Origin of the sequence: Blautia faecis (assembly GCF_020554845.1) — a bacterium.
In the GTDB taxonomy this organism is placed as follows: domain Bacteria; phylum Bacillota; class Clostridia; order Lachnospirales; family Lachnospiraceae; genus Blautia_A; species Blautia_A faecis.
Genome location: NZ_JAJCIA010000003.1, coordinates 65188 through 84914, shown reverse-complemented (window position 1 = coordinate 84914; position 19727 = coordinate 65188). Strand labels below are relative to the sequence as shown.

15 protein-coding genes and 1 pseudogene are annotated in these 19727 nt (G+C 44.2%); 1 reads left to right on the top strand and 15 read right to left on the bottom strand.

Features of this window, described 5'->3' with window-relative positions; genetic code table 11:
- Positions 1-4: 4 nt before the first annotated feature.
- From LIZ66_RS02535 to LIZ66_RS02480, 13 genes and pseudogenes are all read right to left on the bottom strand, one after another.
- On the bottom strand, positions 5-1099 hold the full coding sequence (locus LIZ66_RS02535; protein ID WP_226836836.1) for a DNA cytosine methyltransferase: 1095 nt from the start codon (positions 1097-1099) through the stop codon (positions 5-7).
- Positions 1083-1271 carry a MerR family transcriptional regulator gene (locus tag LIZ66_RS02530; RefSeq protein ID WP_173769159.1) on the bottom strand — a complete coding sequence of 63 codons (189 nt, stop codon included), beginning with the start codon at positions 1269-1271 and terminating at the stop codon, positions 1083-1085. Before LIZ66_RS02530 ends, LIZ66_RS02535 begins: the two co-directional genes overlap by 17 nt.
- 192 nt (positions 1272-1463) lie before the next feature.
- Entirely contained in the window at positions 1464-1676 is a 213-nt protein-coding gene (locus LIZ66_RS02525) for a helix-turn-helix domain-containing protein (protein ID WP_173769160.1), read from the bottom strand.
- A 153-nt stretch (positions 1677-1829) separates the two neighbouring features.
- Complete coding sequence (locus LIZ66_RS02520) at positions 1830-2660, bottom strand: energy-coupling factor transporter transmembrane component T family protein (RefSeq protein ID WP_227200131.1); 831 nt, start codon at positions 2658-2660, stop codon at positions 1830-1832.
- Positions 2650-4374: an ABC transporter ATP-binding protein gene (locus LIZ66_RS02515; protein ID WP_227200133.1), complete on the bottom strand. Its 1725-nt coding sequence runs from the start codon at positions 4372-4374 to the stop codon at positions 2650-2652. Before LIZ66_RS02515 ends, LIZ66_RS02520 begins: the two co-directional genes overlap by 11 nt.
- 290 nt (positions 4375-4664) lie before the next feature.
- Positions 4665-5216 carry an ECF-type riboflavin transporter substrate-binding protein gene (locus tag LIZ66_RS02510; protein ID WP_118577901.1) on the bottom strand — a complete coding sequence of 184 codons (552 nt, stop codon included), beginning with the start codon at positions 5214-5216 and terminating at the stop codon, positions 4665-4667.
- On the bottom strand, positions 5213-5299 hold the full coding sequence (locus tag LIZ66_RS19760; protein ID WP_368356822.1) for a DUF6783 domain-containing protein: 87 nt from the start codon (positions 5297-5299) through the stop codon (positions 5213-5215). The genes LIZ66_RS02510 and LIZ66_RS19760 overlap by 4 nt, the downstream gene beginning before the upstream one ends.
- Before the next feature lie 74 nt (positions 5300-5373).
- Positions 5374-5832 (bottom strand): NanQ anomerase/TabA/YiaL family protein, encoded by a 459-nt coding sequence (locus LIZ66_RS02505; RefSeq protein ID WP_118577900.1) that lies wholly within the window; start codon positions 5830-5832, stop codon positions 5374-5376.
- A gap of 21 nt (positions 5833-5853) precedes the next feature.
- Positions 5854-9459, bottom strand: a complete 3606-nt coding sequence (locus LIZ66_RS02500; RefSeq protein WP_227200135.1) for a glycosyl hydrolase — start codon at positions 9457-9459, stop codon at positions 5854-5856.
- A gap of 364 nt (positions 9460-9823) precedes the next feature.
- Positions 9824-11034 (bottom strand): annotated as a pseudogene (locus tag LIZ66_RS02495) (TRAP transporter large permease).
- A 71-nt stretch (positions 11035-11105) separates the two neighbouring features.
- Positions 11106-11600: a TRAP transporter small permease gene (locus LIZ66_RS02490; protein WP_118577898.1), complete on the bottom strand. Its 495-nt coding sequence runs from the start codon at positions 11598-11600 to the stop codon at positions 11106-11108.
- Positions 11601-11834: 234 nt separating this feature from the next.
- Entirely contained in the window at positions 11835-12884 is a 1050-nt protein-coding gene (locus LIZ66_RS02485; protein WP_173717183.1) for a sialic acid TRAP transporter substrate-binding protein SiaP, read from the bottom strand.
- Positions 12885-13023: 139 nt separating this feature from the next.
- Entirely contained in the window at positions 13024-13947 is a 924-nt protein-coding gene (locus LIZ66_RS02480; protein ID WP_118577896.1) for a dihydrodipicolinate synthase family protein, read from the bottom strand.
- A 354-nt stretch (positions 13948-14301) separates the two neighbouring features.
- On the opposite strand from LIZ66_RS02480, the gene LIZ66_RS02475 reads away from it, so the two are divergent.
- Positions 14302-15207 carry an AraC family transcriptional regulator gene (locus LIZ66_RS02475; RefSeq protein ID WP_148461349.1) on the top strand — a complete coding sequence of 302 codons (906 nt, stop codon included), beginning with the start codon at positions 14302-14304 and terminating at the stop codon, positions 15205-15207.
- A gap of 180 nt (positions 15208-15387) precedes the next feature.
- Here the strand turns inward: LIZ66_RS02475 and LIZ66_RS02470 are convergent, their stop codons facing one another.
- Both LIZ66_RS02470 and LIZ66_RS02465 read right to left on the bottom strand, forming a co-directional pair.
- Positions 15388-17463 carry an aryl-sulfate sulfotransferase gene (locus LIZ66_RS02470; protein WP_227200137.1) on the bottom strand — a complete coding sequence of 692 codons (2076 nt, stop codon included), beginning with the start codon at positions 17461-17463 and terminating at the stop codon, positions 15388-15390.
- Positions 17464-17568: 105 nt separating this feature from the next.
- Positions 17569-19656: an aryl-sulfate sulfotransferase gene (locus LIZ66_RS02465; RefSeq protein WP_227200139.1), complete on the bottom strand. Its 2088-nt coding sequence runs from the start codon at positions 19654-19656 to the stop codon at positions 17569-17571.
- Positions 19657-19727: the final 71 nt, after the last annotated feature.

The following is a 19727-nucleotide window of genomic DNA, read 5'->3' as shown; positions in this document are numbered from 1 at the left end:
ATAGTCACCCCTCTTCTAAAATACTTTCAAGACTTCTAGCAATTGCTTTGGCAAGCAAAGGCGGAACAGCATTTCCTACCTGCTTCAACTGACTTGTTTTTATCCCTATGAATTCAAAAGAATCCGGAAATGATTGTATTCTTGCCGATTCACGCACAGTCGGAACACGATTTTCTTTATAATGGAAATGATGATTATGTCCTGTATCTATAGTAAAGCATGGCTTGTTACTATTCATCCTTGTCCACGCAATATGCACTTTCCTTGTATTCTGTAAATTCTCTGGTAAATCTTTATAGTTTCCCCCATCCGGAACCATAGATATAATTTCTTTTGTTCTTTCTGTATGCAAGGTTATTGAATGATTTAATACGCTTTTACTACCTTCTCGCATTACTTTTTGATATTCGTTTTCTGCTGGCAATACATATTCTATCTCTTCCCCTAACACACGATCATCTGGGACAAAATCGAGATCGCTGATAGCGTCTTTGCACGTCCACGAATTTATTCCTGTTCCCTCTCCCATAATTGGCTCTGGATAAAAATACTTTATACCTTTTTCCGATAAATCTTTTCGTATTCCTACAAAAAACACCCTTTTTCTTTGCTGTGGTACACCATAATTGTCCGCAGATAATATTTTCATTTGAACAGAATATCCAATATTTGTAAAATCCTCTTTAACCTGTTCTGCAACTTTTCCTTTGAAAAGCCTTACAAGTCCAGGCACATTTTCCATTACAAAAGCCTTCGGTTTAATAATTGATACAATATTTACATACGATTTATACAACCTGTTCCTTTCATCATCAATCATTCTTTTTCCAGACACAGAGAACCCCTGACACGGTGGTCCTCCAATTATTACGTCAACTTCAGTGGCCTGTAAACTGCACATTTTCAAAATGTCCTCTCCTGAAATTTTTGTAATGTCCTCATTTAACACAACCGCATTGGAAAAATTATGCTGATAAGTAACTGTGGCATCTTTCCACATATCAATTCCAAAACAAATATTAAATCCAGCTTCTTCAAAACCTTTTGAAAACCCTCCACATCCACAAAAAAGATCTATCACATTAAATTTCTTCATCATGACTCTCCGCCTTTCTTCTTTTATCGCTTGGTTTAGGTGTATTCATTGGAATTGCCCAATTTTCACCTAATTTAAAAACTCCTTTAATTCTATTCTGCGCACAAAGAATTTGAACTCTTCTTTGTGATATTTTCCATTTTTCTGCAGCTTGACTAGCAGTCATGTATTTCATCTTGCACCTCCAAAAGCTTCGTACCTTAATTATTATATTCGACGGGGCGAATAATATCAAGCTACTCGTAGGGACTATATATTTTAAATATTTATTCTATTGTTATAGTATTTTTCAGTAATTTAAATTTTCACTTGCAGAAAATTTCCTATTGTTATAATATATATATAAAATGGGTTTGTTACCATACAGCTATTGCTCAAGCGAGGTGCTCGTTTCTTTTTTTACTCTATTCTCAATCTCTGCCCGATACTTAAGCAAACGTAAGAGATAATCTGGCAGTTCACGCTTTTCAGCCTCCCAATCTTGAACTGTACGATAAGGAATTCCATAGTACTCACTAAATTCCCTCCGATTCATTCCCATTTTTTCACGTAATTCCTTTACCTCTTTTCCTCTACTCATCTGATCTACCTTCCTACCCCCTAAAAAACAGACGCGTTGCGTTAATTCATAGTAACATCTATACTATTTTTTGTCAATCGCATTTATAGTATAAAATGGCCATGCGAGCCCCCTCGCACAGCCATCTATATCTCTTACCATATTCCCTTTTTCTCAAACAAACGGATTATAAAATCTCCCCCACCGTATCGTCACCGTCATGCTGACTACCAGCAGTACCACGCCAACTCCAATTGCCACGAAGTCCCTTTTCTCAAAAGGTCTCTTCATATACCACGTTCTCTTCTTATCCTTTCCGAACCCACGCAGTTCCATGGCATTGGAAATGGTATCAATCCGATTCAGGCTGGTCAGGATCAGCGGCAGAAGAATATTCACCGAATTCTTCAGCCGGGCAAAAAAGTGCTCGTTTTTTCCAAGCTCTACGCCCCTTGCCTGCTGAGCCTGGCTGATGCTGTGGTAGTCACGCTGAATGTCTGGAATGTATCGAAGCGCAATCGCCACAGAATAACCCACTTTATAGGAAATTCCAATACTGTTCAGGCTAGCAGCAAACTCACTTGGGTTCGTTGCAGAAATAAACAAGATCGCAACCGGCAGCGCAACAAAATATTTCAGAGAAATATTCACCATATAAAACAGCTGCTCTGCAGTCAGATCATACCGCCAGAACAGGTGGCAAAGCACATGTCTGGTGCCATACAGCGTCGTTCCCTGGTTAGGATCAAACAGGAAAATAAACAGATTATTCAGCACCAGAAATACCAGCATAAAAATCATCATAAACCGCACTTCGCGGAACTTAATCTTACTCAGCTTAAACGCCGCCAGGCTCACCGCAAACAGCCCAAGCAGTACCCACGTATTATAAGTGATCATACTTGCAAAAGTAAAAAGCAGGAAAAGCGCCAGTTTGGTGGTACCTGTCAGCTTGTGTATCACACTTTCCCTTGGCAGATAATTCAACACTGTCTTAGCGGCCATGGCTTCGCACCTCCCTGTCCTCCTCAATAAAACGCTGCACAAACTCTTCCGCCGGACTGATTCCCAGCTGGTTCGCCAAGGTAAAAAGACTGGTCTCCTTCAGTGCCGCCTGACGGATCAGCTGTGGGTCACAAAGAGCTGCTGCCGCGCTTCTGTCCGCGATCAGCCTGCCGTCAGCAAAGACCAGTGCCCGAGGCGTATATTCCAGCATCAAATGCATATCATGGGTAATCATCACAACTGTTACCCCTTTTTCATTCAGCCCACGAAGGAACTCCATAATCTCTGTATAATGGCGAAAATCCTGTCCCGCAGTCGGCTCATCCAGAATGATCAGTTCCGGATCCTGCACCAGCACACTGGCAATGGTCACACGCTTCTTCTGCCCGAAGCTAAGCGCTGAAACCGGCCAGTTCCGAAATGGGAAAAGTCCACAGACCTCCAAAGTTTCCTCCACTTTTTCCCGGATCTCTTCCTCGCTTTTTCCCATATTACGAAGGCCAAGTGCCACCTCATCGAAAATCATAGTCTTGGAAATCATCTGGTTTGGATTCTGCATCACATAACCAATATGTTTGGCTCTGTGGCGGATATTTTCCTGCAGAAGATCCCTTCCCTGGAAAAGGATTTCACCCTGATCCGGTATTTCAAAGCCGCAGACCAGTTTGGAAAAAGTAGATTTTCCGGCACCGTTTTTCCCCACAATGCTGACCATTTCACCCTTGTGGATTGTGAGAGAAACATCACGTAAAGTCTGCCTGCCTCTCTCATAACCAAAGGTAAGATTTCTTACTTCAAGCAGCGGCTCATGTTCCTTCTCAGCCTCTGCTGCCGGACGAGACCAGAACCAGTCTGTCATTTTCTTCCGGTCCGCCTCATTTATCACAACAGAATCAACATGTGCCGGTTTCTTCGCCGGAACCAGTTCCACGCCTGCATAACGCAGCGCAGTAAGATAAAGGGGCTCTCGGATTCCGTTTTCTTCCAGAAGTCTGGTGGACAAAAGCTCATCCGGGTGAAGATCTGCCAGAATTTTTCCATCGCCCATAAGAACAATACGGTCCACATCTCGCCACAAAACATCCTCCAGACGGTGCTCAATGATCACCACCGTAATATCTGTTTTTTCCTGAATCTCGTCGATCAGCTCAATAGTCTGCTTACCTGTAGCCGGATCCAGATTGGCCAATGGCTCGTCGAACAACAGGATTTTCACCTGATCCACCATTACCCCCGCCAGGCTGACGCGCTGCTTCTGCCCTCCGGAAAGCTCGTGGGGCGCGTAATCCAGATGATCCTGAATTCCGACCAGCTCTGCCGCGTGACGGGTGATCTCATGCATTTCATCCTGCGGCATGCAGCTGTTTTCCAATGCAAAGGCAATATCCTCGCCAACCGTCAGCCCGATAAACTGACCATCCGGATCCTGCAGCACTGTGCCCACATGTGCAGAGAGCTGAAAAATGCTGCTCTTCGGCGCATCCACACCATCCACAATAAGTTCCCCGCTGCATTCTCCTGGATTGGAAAAAGGATTCAGGCCATTGATGCAGCCTGCCAGAGTACTTTTTCCACAGCCGGAAGGACCTGCGATCAACACCCGCTCGCCAGGATAAATGTCCAGATTAATTTCCTTCAGCGTAGGCTTTTTCTGTGCCCGGTACTGGAAAGAAAAGTTTTTGAAAGAAATAATAGGAGATTTTTTCTCTGTCATATAGTACCTCAAAATCAAATATCCTGAAGCGAATCCATCGTCAATTTGTAAACAATGTGACTGCTTCAGAACCACTTAACAATTTGCATCTCTATAAGTGTACACCTTACACCATCTCAAAAGGATAACACGAATTTCTTAAATCCACAATAAAATTTCTTACCAAAGTTTATCTTATTTTGCATAAATCTTGCGAAATTTACTTTTTGGATCCAATAAAATTATGCATCAAAAAAGACCCTGCCACAAGTTTCCCCATAGCAAGGTCTTTTACAAATTTCCCTTTCAACTTATTCCTGATCCAGGGAGCCTTTCTTTGCAATTGTTTTTGTATAAGCCAGGATCAGAAGACCGCCGACTACAACACCTGTGATGGTGTTTGAAACAGCGGCGAATGCACCCTGTGCAAATACTTTGTTTGCCGGTTCAGCATAGATTACAATGTCAAGTACAGGTGCAACAACTACCCATCCTACAACATGTGCGATCACGTTTGCAACTGTGAAAACGGCAACTTTGCTTTTTCCGAAATCGCCTTCCTGAACCTGAAGCTTCTTGGCGAACAGACCGATCACAACACCTACAAATGCAGATGTGATAACCCAGCTCCACCATGGGCTTCCACCCCAGGACAGGTCGATCAGTGTATGTCCGATGAAACCAATGAGTCCGCCTGCAACCGGGCCATACATTGCTGCAAGAAGTCCAAGTACTGCGTACTGAAGACTGATGTTTGTGTTCGGAACCGGACTAGGGATCGCCACAAAGCGTCCCAGCACAAAGAACAGTGCTGCACCGATACCGATAGCAACTACGGTTTTGATACTATTGTTGTTTTTCATAGCTCTTTCCTCCTACTATGTGTCTTACTAGAGCGTGTTTGATAAAGGCTTTCTGCAAGATGTGCGTCACAATTTGCGGGAATGTTTTTTCAAGCAGGCTCTAACACGCTATAGTATACGCTTTATTAAGAGCTTGTCAATCTGAATCCACAGTATTTCAGCCTTTCACCGGAATCTTAAACACAATTTTCGTTGCGGGCTGGGCTTCTGTTACGGCGATGCAGGGCATATGACCGTCTTCAGGAGCGTAGAAGCCGAACATTCCAGCCTCCAGAAGAGTGTATCCCTGCTCCGGACCACTTTTATAGAAAATAATGTCAGCTTCCGGGGTGCGGTCATCCTCTACGGTAAGCTTGCGAAGAGATGCCCAGTAAATTTTCTCAGTGCCTTCTACAATGTACTGAAGGTCGCAGTATTTCTTATGGGATTCCATCTGTGCACCATCCAGGGACTTCGTGGTATATTTCTGAACCAAGGCAAAAATGCCGTTTTTTAGGTCGTATCTGCCTTCTGGAAGGTTCTCCTCTTTCTGTTTTTTGATAAACTGCTGAACCATGTCAGCGTAATCTTTAAATTCCTCATATGTATTCAGTTTGTCTGCGTAATCTGCAATCATGATAAATCCTCCTGTTATTTTTTACTGTTCTTCATACTCACAAATATAACTCTGCCCCATCATACCGTAAGGCTTCAGCACCTTCCCATCCGTATGGAACATTCCCTCGGTGCGGAAATCAGCCCAGCTGATCCGGCTGCAGCCGGTGTAGGACTGGTGGAATGGGCCGAACATGTTTCTTGGACTTCCGGAAACTTCAATTTCCAGAGTATTCTCTTCTTTTTCGAAAAGACCAGTTACATCTGTGACACAGTTCTTCTTTTCGAAATGAAAACCAGCTTCCTTACCATTTACTCTGACTTTCAGAAGGGTACCTCTCCACTCACCCAAATGAAGAAGAACCTGCTTATCGGAAATCAACTGTGGCACCTTGTACTGGTAAATCATACCGCCAGGATAGTTTACATAACCTTGCATGCTCCAATCACCAGTATGCAGAATTTCTTTTTCCCTGGAAATATTGCCAGACATATCTACGGCGAAATTTCCAATTACGAATACATTTTCCAGTTCCCGCTTTTGGTCGTAACTGCCTTTTATGGTAATCCGATGCACCCCCTTACTCAAAGCAGGAAGTCCGAAGCAACGCATGTCTTTGTCAATAAACCATTTGCCGGTCTGCGCACATTTCACGCCATCGAAGTAAACTTCCAGACCATAAGGCTTCTCAATTACAAAACTGCATTCACTGGAAATGTCTTCTGCAACATTAAACCGGAAATGCATGGTAAATGGTGTTCCATCTGCCGGATGTGGCTGATCCACCCAGGTATATCGCTGAGGTGCACCGTTATAGTAAACCTGCTGCATGCGCAATTTCTCACGAATTTCCTTCTGCGCCTGCCAGATTTCCATCTCTGCGGACTCACAGACGCTTCCTGCTTCTGACAGTCCGCTGCCATGTCTGAATTCTGATACCTGCTCTACAATTGCGTCAAGATCTTTATCTTCCACCATAGCATTTCCGTCACAAATTTTATTTGCTGAAGCAACCCCCAGCTCATAAGTACATTTATCTATCGTCAGCACATTCTCCATAGTTCTTCTTAATTTCGCGTCCGGACCGAATGTAGCTAATACGGGATCTGTGTAATGCGGATGTCTGTATGGGAATGTGGCAGCTTTGCTCACTGTCATTTCATGCACCGCATTTACGCCATCAGAAACAGCGGCCAAGTCCACAACGGTAGTATCTTCCTCAATTCCACATTTGTCTTCAACACTATTTATCTCTTTAATAATCTGTCCAGCCCCTATTATTTTCTTCACAAAATAAATTCGGCTCATCCCCGTCTCGAATGTCCTGGTAAAGCAAACGCCCTCTCCATCCGCAACAGTTTCCACCTCACAAACTTCTCCGGTCAGCGGGTCAAGCTCTTCCACAGCGTTCCCGCAGTCAAGTTTTATGTAAACCTGATGTGCATTGTTCCGATCGTGATTTGTCAGGAAAAGAATATGTCCATCTTCTGTCTTTCTCAGCATGGAAAGAATCTCACCATCCTCTGCGCCGCTGGCATTTCGCACAGTAAAATCTTTTCCGGTGCATTTCGCCACAGCTTCCGTCAGCTCCCATTCATGCTCAACCGTATGAACAAATGCTTTCTCATCTAAAACATCCCGGATATCACCATATTTTCCACACACTTCCCTGCTGTCAGATTTCTCTTCATTTACATCTTCACTATCTATTTTTTTATCCCATCTCTTAGCAACGCAGATCTGCTTACTACCAATCCGTTCTCCTTCAATCATCACCGGATACGGCTTCAGCCAGATCACCATTCCACCAGCTGCAAGAAATTCCTTCAACAGCTTCACCGTGTTTGCAAACAGATTGCTCACTCCCGGAACCACAACCACCTGATAGCTGCACTTTCCTGCCACAAACATTCCATCCTCAACCTTGCCGTCCTGCTCCAACAGGATCTCATCTCCAAAATCAAAATCCACATGCCCTGCAGTCAGCGCTTTTGCGATCCGGTTATAATACTCACCTTTTCGATTTAAAGAAGTAATATGCTCATCCAGCCATCCCATATTCATTTCCAGATGATTGAAATCCTCCGCCCGGTCACTGCGGCACTCGGTCCAGATGCTGGAAATCGGATGGATCATCAGCACCTTCCGCACCGGCTCACCCTGAGAAAGACACAGCGCCAGACGACCAAAATAATTCTCCATCTTATCATTGTCATCCCACCAGGTATTCTGATAGTTGAAAACCGGCGGATAGTCCCTCTTCCTGCAGCCAGTAATGGAATACAGGGCAAGATGCTGACAACGTCTCGTAATTCCAAGCGCGAACTGCCAGTCTCCCAGCCATTTCTGAGTAGAAAAATCCAGCTCCCAGCCAGTGCAGCCGTAAGCCTCACTGATGGTCATGGAACGTTCATACTGATGTGCCACGCTTGCACACTGTTTCACAGTCAGATACTCATCCGTCTGTGCGCCAAGAAGATCAATGCCCGGATTATGCAGATAACGAAGCTGAGGCATCGCCGCACCGCACACACGAGTCTGATAGCCCAGGTCGTTCTCATATAAAATATGTCCCGTAGTACGAAGTCCCCGTTTATCACACCACTCATAAACCTGTTTCATATAACTTTCTTCGAAACGCTGTGCCACCGTCTTCCAATAATCATGACGGATCTTCTCCGCCCCTTCCCCATCAAAAAACAGATAAGGCAGCTTCTCCTGCGGATCATATCCTCTCTTTTCAATAAAATACTCTGTAAATCCAATACTCCACGGAATCCACGGTCTGCCTTCATGGAAAACGCTGAAGAAATCACAGCAGTTTGGTTCATCTGTGAAAAATCCTTTCACCTCTTTTGGAAAACTTCCGCCAAACACTTCCTCATAATGCTCATGGGTCAACTTCAAAAATGTCTTCACGCTCTCTGGATTCAGATTATCTGGCGGCATCAAGCCGTTGTACCACTCGCTCTTACCAGAAATCTCCTGGCGCAGAAGCAGAATCTCTTCATCAACACCGCAAGCTCCAGCAGCTTCCTCATAAGTCAGATATTCTTTCATCCTCTTAATAAATCTGCCGTCCGCCGCCGTCTGAATCACATAAACACCCTGAAGAAACTCTGTCTCCATAGTTTCTTCCACTGCCAAATCTTCACTGCCGTTCCTGCCAGACATGGAATTTTCGTCCACGCTTCGATTCCCGCCGCACATTATCGAATCCGAGTCCCCGGTAACTATCCTTTCTTCCTCGGTACTTAGCTTCGCCGGTACCGCCAGCTCCCCGGCTTTCCCGCACTCCATCGTCAGCGCCCTGGCCGTAAACTCCGCTGGATTTACCTTGCTGACCATACCTCCCGCAGCCCCCGACGGCCATTTATCCTCATCATATATCCACAGCTCCAGATCATTTTCTCGGGCTTTATCCACACAGAACTTCACATCCTCCATCCACTCTGTGGAAAGATACTCCGTCTCCAGCCCTTCACGGGAATGAATAAAAAATCCCCCCATCCCCGCCTTCTTAAATCCCTCTATCTGCTCTCCCAGATTCTCCCTCTGAAGCCTGTCATTCCACCCCCAGAAAGGAGCACTTCGATACTCCTTCGGCGGATTCTTAATCAATCCCTTTACCTCATCCAATGTGCCCATCCTCATGTCCTCCTCTTATAGTCCCACATTACATTATTGTTCTAAATTCCCTATTCCATCATCACCAGCACCGTCGCTTTTATTGTATCCATTCGTTACCAATACACAGCGTTTTCGCAACTGATATTCCTAAGCGGGGCATTTCCAGGTGCGCCCTTAACGGAGGCGAGATCCACTGCTTACGAAGACTTAATCGTGAAGGCTCTCCTGAACGATTTAGTCGTAGTTAACAGTTAGCTCGCCGCAGTGTTGCACCGCCCCGCGTGGAATATCAGCTGCGAAAGTGCGTCCGGGTAACCGCGCCTCCCGATACAACAAAAGGGACTGCAAAACAGTCCCTTTTCCAACTACCCAAGTTCATATTTTACATGAAGTTGTTAGGTATAAACATAATAATATCCGGTACATAAGTAACCAGGAACAACAGCCCGATCATAATAAGTACCATCGGCAAAATCTCCCGTATGACACCCTTGATCTTCGTTTTTCCAAGTCCCGAAACAATAAACAACAGCATACCAAATGGCGGTGTGGAAAGACCGATCATCATGTTCAGGCAGATTACAACGCCGAAATGAACAAGGTCAATACCCATAGCCTGTACCAACGGAAGAACCATTGGTACGAATACCAGCTGGATAGTACTTACATCAAGTACACAGCCAAGAAGCAGGAATACGATGTTTACATAAACAGGAAAATGTATTTGTTATCTGTGATTCCCATAACCAGGCTTGCAACAACTCTCGGAACCTGCTCCAGAGAGATGATGTAAGAGAACAGCATGGAAGTTCCGCAAAGGAGAGCCAGTGTAGCTGTGTTGGCAGCGGATTTCTTGATGATACCCCAAAGCTTTTTCCATCCCAGTGTTTTGTAAATCAGGGCAGAAATGATCAGTGCGTATGCAGAGGCAACAGCACCAGCCTCTGTAGGAGTACAGATACCGGAATAAATTCCACCAAGAAGAATAACAACTGTAAACAGTGCCGGAAGAGCCTGCAATGTAGCTTTCAGGAACTCTCTCTTACTCATGACCACACCAGCCGGATAATTTCTCTTATGAGAAATAAACGCAACATAGATCATAAGAAGAATGGCAAGTAAAACGCCAGGAACCATACCTCCCATAAACAGCTTACCAATGGAAGCACCGGATAACATAGCGTAAATAACCATTGGAATACTTGGCGGGAAAATCGGTCCTACCGTTGCAGAAGCGGCTGTAATGGCACAGCTGAACTCTGCATCATATCCCTCTTTTTTCATCTGGTCGATCTCCATCAGACCAATACCGGAAGCATCTGCGATAGCAGAACCGGTCATACCTGAGAAAATAAGGGAAATAAATACGTTAACCTGTGCTGTACCACCTTTTAATCTTCCAAGAAGACCATTACAGAAAGAGAACAGCTTGTCCGTTACCTCACCTTCATTCAGCACATTTGCCATGAAAATAAACAGCGGCGCTGCAAGCATGGTATAGTTTGCAAACATGTTACCAGTGATAACGGTAAATACCTGGCCCAGTTTGTCCGGAGCTGCAAGCAGAAAATATGTAATAGAAGCTGCAAGCATGGAGAAAGAAACAGGCATACGGATTATGAAGCAGATAGCCATAACCACAAACAACATAATAATCGGCATACTCATGATTCTTTTCCTCCTTCCTTGTATTCTTTAAATGCATTTCTGATATTGATACAGGTTCTGACAATGATCTCAGCCAGCATATACATAAATGGTGCAAAAACAACTGTATATGGAAGCTTCAGAACTCCTGTCACCATTTTCTTTCCAACCATGGACTGGAAACACGGTACAAAACAGGTTACCAGCAGGATTAAAAGAAATGTATTGTAAACTACTTTAAAAATAAACTGGGTACGAGGTTTTACAGCATCGTAAACCAGACCAAATACTACGTGTTCATCAGCCTCCATTGCCTTACCAACGCCGAAGAACATGGTCCACATGTAACCCAGAACAGATACCTCATAACTCCATGTTACAGGGGTTTTGAAAAAATATCTGGATACGATCGTTACCATAAAGGTAAGGAAAATTACCAAAAACGTAATGTTTGGGATAAAAACGCCAAGAAAATCGACGATCTTTTTCCCGATCTTTTTGAAATTATCCACAGTTTCCTCTCCTCTCAGATTCACTTTTCTGCCATCGGTTTGTTCCCATTTGCAGCCACTACTGCAAAATGTATCACCTGTGCAGACAGGCCAAAAATCTGTGCTTTATTCAAAAGCCCAGGCCGTACACACAGCCTGGGACTTTTCTTTGTTATAAGTCAGACAGATGTCTCAAGTTTTGCTGTCAATTCATAGCTGATCACTATGTCTTGCCTGTTGTCACGACAATTCGTTTTACTCTTCTGCGGTTGTTGTATCAGCCATAGCCTGGATTTCGTTGTAAAGATCCATATCCCAGTCTTTGATCATATCTTCGTTTTCCATGTACTTAGCCTGAACTTTTTCTTTAAACTCGTTGATGTCAGGATATGTAACAGTAAGTCCCTTCTCCTCAAAGAATTTGATCAGTTCAGCTTCTCTGTCAAGTCTTGCTGTATCGTTTACGTCTCTTGCATATTCCATAGCCTCAGTAACAGCTTCCTGCTGAGCCTCTGTCATGCTGTTCCATGTGTCACCGTTGATACATGGCATGATGGAGTCAACAACGTGGTTTGTGATTGCGATGTATTTTGTTACTTCATAGAATTTTGCACTCTCGATACTTGGAAGCGGGTTATCCTGTGCATCTACGGCGCCAGTCTGAAGTGCAGTATACAGCTCACTGAAGGAAAGTGGTGTCGGGTTTGCACCAAGTGCCTCACCAAGGAACAGCCATGCTTCGGAGTTCGGCATACGGAGAAGTAATCCGTTCATGTCATCGTAGCTGTTGATTTCTTTCTCTCTTGTGTTGATTACACGGCTTCCAAGATAGAAGCTGGAAAGAGGTTTGATGTTCAGTGTCTCTTCAATCTGTGGACGGATCTTGTTAAGTCCGATGTCACCGTTGAGAACGCTTGTCATATGCTCATAGGAGCTGAACAGATATCCGGAAGCAAACATACTGTAGGACGGAATCTGTGTTGCAATTGTCGGGAAGGAAATATATGCCAGATCTGCATCTCCGTTAAGAAGAGCATCAAACTCGTTCTCGGAAGAGAACAGAGAACCGTTGTCGTAGCATTTACATGTTACGGAACCACCGGATAATTCCTCAACTTTATCTGCAAACTCATACATAGCCTCTGTATGGGAGTCACCGCTTACAGATACTGATGTAAAGATCAGCTCTACTGCCGGGTCATTTGCTGCTGCAGCATCTGCTGCCTGTACACTGATGCTTCCTGTTAACAGCATTGTTGCTGCCATAGCTGTTGATAATACTGCTGCCATTAATCTTTTTTTCATTCTCTCATCCTCCTGATTTTTACACACTATGTGTTTTTGTTTCCCTTTTTTCACGTATATTTGTAACCCCAATTACAAATCTTAAGAAATACCTTTCAGCCGGCCTCACGGTCCCCACCGTTCCGGCAGTTATCTCTGATTACTTTCCAAAAAAGCTCTTGCGGAAGGTCTCTGTGATCGCACAGAACTCTTCGATCTCTAATTTCTTGCTTCCTGTAAGAAGCTTATAATCCTGTCTTCTTGACTGAAGTGTCATCGGCACACCTACCAGATTCATATGGTATTTGCTGTTTACCGGATATACCTGGCACTCAACCATGGAAGCAGCGCCAAGGAAGTTCATAAGCTCCTGTGCTTTCTCCGGCTGCTCTTTATAGTTCTTGCAAAGCCATACATAAAGATCCGGATGGAAGTTTGCCATAACTCCTGAGTATCCTGCACATCCCATTTCCATGCTGCGAAGAAGTGTTGCTGCATTTGCATTGAAGATCTTTAATCCGGTGCCCTCAACTGCTTTGCATTTTGCTTCCAGCTGATCAAGATCACAGCAGGTGTCTTTCAGGAATGCAAATTTCTCAGTCTCTGCACACCATTTGAGAAGCTCTGGTGAAAGAAGTCTCTTGTATGGTGCCGGGCACTCATAAACACCGAACATATCTCCATCAATGTGATCCAGAAGATATTCAATATTTTTCTTAGCTACATCTTCGCTCTCGTTCTCTTTTGCAAACTGATTGGAAATGAAAACATATGCATCTACACCAGCATCGATTACAGTCTGAGCTTCGCGGATCTGATCCTCTACCTTCTCAGCGCAATGTCCGGAAGCAATTACTCCCATGTGCTTTGGTGTATTATTGATAATAAATTTTGCAAGCTCCACTCTCTCCTGTGGGCTCAGCTCAAACATTTCACTGGACTGACATACTGCGAAGATTCCGTCAACACCGTTCTTGTCATACCACTCAATGATTCGAAGGACTGCATCATAGTCGATCCTGTTGTCCTCTGTAAAAGGTGTGATCATAACCGGCCATACGCCGCCTGCAATTGTTTTTTTCATGCTCTTCTCCCTCTTGATGTTTACTTGTTGCTGTTCACCGGTAACGTTCCGCGATGTGTTTTTATGAACGGAATGAACAACAACATTTACTATCCACTGCAACCGCGCAATTGCTTTTCAACTGTGACTATAGTATAATATAAATAATTTAAAATTGCTTTCAGCAAAATATTTAGTACTATTTTATAACTTTGTACGAAAAAGAATACAAACCAGCAAAACATAGTGCGGTAAACAAAACAGAGTTACGGTTCACTTCGTTCACAGTAACACACTTCGCGGAACGTTACCAGTGAACAGTAGTAAAACAGACTGCAACACAATAATTCACGGACATAAGAAGAGGCGACTTGAATGGAACAGGAAATATTTGACGATTACATATGGAACGAACATAAAAAAATATTAACAGCAGATAAACATAAGATCCCGGGGCTTAGAAATCTTTCTCATTTTACACCTATGGCACCTGGCGTTCCGGTTCCTCTGCATTATCACTCTGATATCATTGAGCTTCATTTCATGGTGAAAGGCCAGCGCAAGACTTACGTTATGAAAGGCGGCGTCCGCACCAGCTACTGTGCTACCGGAAATAACCTTTTTATCACCAGACCTTATGAGCTTCATACTACAGGACATATTGCCCAGAACCGCTGCGAATTTTTTGCAATGCAGCTGGATCTGAAGGAGCACGATAATTTCCTTGGTCTGAACCAGCATTACAGCAATATTTTGTGCCATCGGCTTCTGAATATGGATCAGCACCTGTACCATGTAGGCAGTTCCCAGATTTCCATGCTGCGCACTGCTTTTAACCTGATTTCTTACGGAACAGAAGGCGACTCCATTGCCGGTGTCCAGTATCTGACCTGTGTACTTGCCAGCCTGAACTACCTGACTGCAGTTCCAGCCCAGGAAGAGATCAATGAACAGCTGAACAGTGACATCGGACATGCGCTGAAATACATTGAACAGAATATTGAAAGCCCCATTACACTTCAGGAGCTTGCCCAGGCATCCAACTATTCTCTTTCCCGTTTTAAAGCCAAATTTAAAGAAGAACTGGGAATTACTCCTGCTGAATACATTACCCTCCAGAAAATGGATCGGGCACAGATGCTTCTGAAGACTACAGATGATTCCATTACAGATATTGCTTACCAGCTGGGCTTTTCTTCCAGCAATTACTTCTGCTCTGTTTTCAAAAAGACTCTGAGCTACAGCCCGGCGGCATACCGCAAAAGTTTTTCCCAGTCATAGAAAATGCTGCAAAATCATTGCAAAAATGATTTTGCAGCATTTTTTCCGCGTCCAGAGCGTGTTTGAAAATCATTCCCGCAATCTGCGCCCTGCTTTGCTGTATATTTTTCCCGGATTCAGCTGCGGCAGCTGAATCCGTGAAAAATACCCTTACTATTCTGGCTTTGCAATATCACCTGTTTAATTGATTGCAAAGGTCTGCTGTGTATCATAAAATCCGTCCTGATACATAACGTAGATTTCATAATTATCTGCATTCATTCCCTGAAGCGGCACCGGGATATTTTCATAGAAATCCAGAAATGTTTCCATATGCAGACGAACCTCTGTTGTATCATAAACATAGGTATTCTTCGCCCCTTTGAAAATGACCTGGGAAATCTGATGATCATAGGTCCCTATATAGAGCACTTTTCCAGTGATGTTATATGTCAGGGTATCTGCCGGAAGCACCTGTTCCGGCTTCTTGTTCCACAGCCATTTCCAGGTCTTCACCGGCTGCCATAATTCTCCTTTGATATAATTTTCATCCAGCTCCATAGGACTTGCAAGATCGTTGTAATCAATCCGCATTTCCTCTGCACGGTAAAAGGTTTTCTTAAGACAGTACTGATTCAGAACCTTCTCTGTATCATAGTCAAACTCGTAGGTCATTCCCTTCCAGCCGTTTTCTGCATTTGCCACATGTCCGCACATTCCAAAGAAATGATTGCTGTCAGCATCATAAATGGCTGCGGATGTGATCTTGGACCATACTGTAGGAATCTTCTTAATCTGCTTCACAGTACCTTCTGCCTCATTTACAGAATATACCAGCAGGTAGGATTCCTCCGTCTTGTCATAATAGTCGATGTCTTTCTTCCTTCTCCACAGGAAATGGTTATCAAACATGGTGATTTCTATAGTCTGGTCATCGCCATCCAGATCTGTATCAATCTGATATGCTGTATGCTGCTGGAACTGATAAATGAAATCGCCATCTGCTTTCAGCACATATTTTTCATAGTCTGTGCCTTCCCAGAATCTTGGATCGCAAAGAATCCACTGGATTTCCTTGGTTGTCCAGTTTACCTTGATCACAGATTCCAGATTGCGGACACTGAGCAGAATAGTATCTGTCTCCGGCTGATAGGAAACCGTATTAATATGAGCCCAGTCAACCAGATTCTCGTATTTGCATTTAATAATATCTTGAAGTTTCAGTTCATTTACCACCGCACCTGTCTGCCGGTCGATTTCCTCAACTTTATCTTCACAATGGCTCTGCATGGAGCTTGTAAGCACCAGAAGATTTCCGCCTGGCTCCTTCTCAATTACCTCATGATGACTTCCCCCGGAAAGATAATACATGTTGTAAGCTCTTCCCAGATAATCCAGCTCATAAAGATTGGTAGACTGAGGCTTCTCCAGGTTCGGAACATATCCGGCAGTATCCTGCCAGATCATTCTGCAGTTGGAAAGCATGTAAAGGCCATAATTTCCAGTCTCTTTGTTCATATACCAGCGAATATCTCCCATGCAGTCATATGCAAAAGGAAGATGAGTGCGCTGTCCGTAAACCATGGTCAGATCATATGCAGATTCTCCACTGGTCTCCACAGGTTCGATCACATCCGTAAGAGACTCTGGCAAAGCTTCTGTTGTAATGGTGATCTCCTGGGAATCCTTCACTCTGCCGGAATCATCCAGAAGTTCCAGTACTACTGTATTATCCTCTCCCGGATAAAGACCGATAATGGGCACTCTGTGTGAACTGGCCGCATCTATCTCTCCGCTGATGTCTGCTGCTGCAGTTTTTCCTTTCACAGTAAAGCGCACTCCATACTCTTCTTCTGTGTCAAAAAGTACTACTGCAGTTAATGGGGAAATCTGATATGGGTTGAGAATAACCATGGGATCATCCCATGTATATCCATTTTCCTGCTCTGCCTGCAGCTGTTGGTCAATCTCATAGGAGGTTGCCACCAATGTTTTCGTCTGAGGGATTTCTGTCTGGATATCATTCGCGGAATCATCGTTTTCCTGAATGGAAATCGTGTCATCCACATCCATGGTAACATTCAGCTTTTGACCGTAATAGCCATATTTTTTCTTTCGTTTTTCTTTTACAGAATAGGGAATTTCCTGATTGGTAAGTTTCATGTAAGTATTATAAATTCCCCGCCGCTTTTTCCAGCAAAGGCATGCAAACAATGCAAGCAGCACCAGAAACAGAAGCAGAATGGTGATTTTTTTCTTTTTGCTCCATTTTTTCATACTGTAAGCTCCTCAAATTTTTGTCGTTATGTCCGTACAGGCTGCAAAGCCTGTAACGTCAAAATGGGTTCAAGGCTCTTGAACCCATTTTGACAAATTATATACTTATGCCTGACTGTACATATATCCCGTATTATAAAGAACACCGTCCAGTTCCAGGTAAATATCCCATTCCTGACCTTCCAGCCCGTCAACTGCCGTCCAGCCCTTAACTGTAACATTTGTTCCGTCATCTCCTTCAGAAGGAGTCTGTGTCAGCTGATAAGCTCTCTGGGACTCACCGCTTATCAGGATCATCTTTCCAGCCAGCAGATCTGCTGCTGCGGTCTGGGTCTGGAAGCTTCCGTTCACACTGATCTTGCTTCCATCCAGCAGGAAATTCCAGCCATCTGGCAAAGCCTCTGCAGTACTCACATCAATGCTGCTTTCCTCATAACTTGTCTCTCCAAGAGAACCAAGCACCTCCGGAACTGCGGATGGATCATATTTTCCTTCTGTATAAAGGGGCATGCGGAAAGAACGATAGGTCAGCGCATTATAAGTGTCACCGGAGATCGTCAGTTCAAAGCTCAGCTCTCCATTATCTACCTGATCGATATGTGTGGTCTTGGTCAGTCCCTGTACAAACATATCTTTCGGATAATAATCACTGCGGTTTTCTTCATCGCTATGCAGGTGGGAGCCAGCTGTGATCCACAGATGATCCTGTGTTCCATCCAGGGAAACCACACCGGAAATCCAGTCCGAATACCAGTCGGCGCCTCGCTCTTTACCATACTCAGTTACCTGGGAAACGGTCATGTTCTCTGTATCAATCTGATAAACAACCGCACGGGAATATACGTTATCACCACTTACACGGTTATCGCCATCCACACGTTTTACCTTGGCAGTACCATTGTCAAAAAGAGCAATATCTCCATTATCCAGAATGGAAACATTATGCTGTGCATAGAACCATTCGAAATCTTCTCCCTCCGGAGTAAAGAAGTAAGACTGATCCACACCATCCCAGCCTGTAGGATCTCCAAGGATCCATGCCAGGGATTTGTCCTCTTTATTTACTGCTACAATGGCATCTTTGTGTCTTGCAGAAAGAAGAACCAGATCATTCTCTGCATCATAGGCAAGACCATTATTATGGAACCAGTCAGCTTCCTCACTTCCGTCTGAATCCATAGAAGCAGACTGTCCATCTTCCTGGCTGATGAGATCTTTCATGTCAAGCTCCCATACAACAGCACCGGTCTCTCGGTCAATTTCTACCACGTAGTCCTCAACTGTGCTTAAGTCCGGGCTGTCAGAAGCCACCAGGAGATTGCCATCCGGAAGCTCCACGAAATCGTGATGCTGGCCACCAGGAATCATGTATTCGCGGTAAATCTTTCCCAGAAGGTCGACTTCGATCATTCCTTCTTTATAATAGCTGCTCTTCAGCACATAGGATGCAGGCATGAGAAGATGCCCGTTCTCCAGCTGGTGAACTCCGAGAGTTCCGCCAATATTGGTAAAGAATCTGATATCTCCGGCCGCATCTACTCCATACAGGGTTCCCATAGTGGAGCAGACAAAAGTCAGGTTCGAATAATCGTAACTTGCCTCGCTTTTCATCTCTGTCTGGATTGTACCGTAATCAACACCTATATCTTCTGTGGTTACTTCAAAGGTAGCAGAAGTCCCATCATCCAGAGTGATTACAACCTCTGTGGTATCATTGTTGTAAAGACCATAAATCGGGACGATATGCTCCGTTGCCTCCTCAAAAGTCCCCGTCACATCGTTCTCTGCGGATTTCCCTTTCACAGTAACAGTTCCGCCGCAGGCTTTCTCTGTGGAAAAAACGGCAACTGCACTTAAAGGGGACATTCCATATGGATTGACTACAATCAGGGCCTCATCAAGACTGTAGCCGTTTGACGCCTCTTGAAGGAGCGCTTCGTCAACAGCAGTCTGCTGTGCAAACCGGTCTGTTACTTCCAGGGCTGTCGCCTGGGACTGGGTATCTGTTGCTTCTGCTGCCTCGGAATCTGCATCCTCTGCAGTTTCTGTTTCCGTCTCATCTGTTTCTGTCTCTGCTGTAGTTTCTTCCTCTGCTGTAGTTTCTGTTTCTGCTGCAACTGTAGTAATAGAACCCACTGTCATTGTCATCATTACAAGTATTGCAGCCAGTTCCCGATATCTTTTATTCTTCATGCCAGCCTCCTGTGCAATTTTATGATTTCTCAAACACGATCTAATACAAAATCCGCATTTTCATACCACCG

Coding starts and splice junctions, on each gene's coding strand:
- LIZ66_RS02515 (WP_227200133.1), bottom strand. CDS start 4,374: ATGACAGAGAAAAAATCTCCTATTATTTCTTTCAAAAACTTTTCTTTC.
- LIZ66_RS02505 (WP_118577900.1), bottom strand. CDS start 5,832: ATGATTGCAGATTACGCAGACAAACTGAATACATATGAGGAATTTAAA.
- LIZ66_RS02475 (WP_148461349.1), top strand. CDS start 14,302: ATGGAACAGGAAATATTTGACGATTACATATGGAACGAACATAAAAAA.
- LIZ66_RS02535 (WP_226836836.1), bottom strand. CDS start 1,099: ATGATGAAGAAATTTAATGTGATAGATCTTTTTTGTGGATGTGGAGGG.
- LIZ66_RS02470 (WP_227200137.1), bottom strand. CDS start 17,463: ATGAAAAAATGGAGCAAAAAGAAAAAAATCACCATTCTGCTTCTGTTT.
- LIZ66_RS02520 (WP_227200131.1), bottom strand. CDS start 2,660: ATGGCCGCTAAGACAGTGTTGAATTATCTGCCAAGGGAAAGTGTGATA.
- LIZ66_RS02500 (WP_227200135.1), bottom strand. CDS start 9,459: ATGGGCACATTGGATGAGGTAAAGGGATTGATTAAGAATCCGCCGAAG.
- LIZ66_RS02485 (WP_173717183.1), bottom strand. CDS start 12,884: ATGAAAAAAAGATTAATGGCAGCAGTATTATCAACAGCTATGGCAGCA.
- LIZ66_RS02465 (WP_227200139.1), bottom strand. CDS start 19,656: ATGAAGAATAAAAGATATCGGGAACTGGCTGCAATACTTGTAATGATG.
- LIZ66_RS02480 (WP_118577896.1), bottom strand. CDS start 13,947: ATGAAAAAAACAATTGCAGGCGGCGTATGGCCGGTTATGATCACACCT.
- LIZ66_RS02525 (WP_173769160.1), bottom strand. CDS start 1,676: ATGAGTAGAGGAAAAGAGGTAAAGGAATTACGTGAAAAAATGGGAATG.
- LIZ66_RS02530 (WP_173769159.1), bottom strand. CDS start 1,271: ATGAAATACATGACTGCTAGTCAAGCTGCAGAAAAATGGAAAATATCA.
- LIZ66_RS02510 (WP_118577901.1), bottom strand. CDS start 5,216: ATGAAAAACAACAATAGTATCAAAACCGTAGTTGCTATCGGTATCGGT.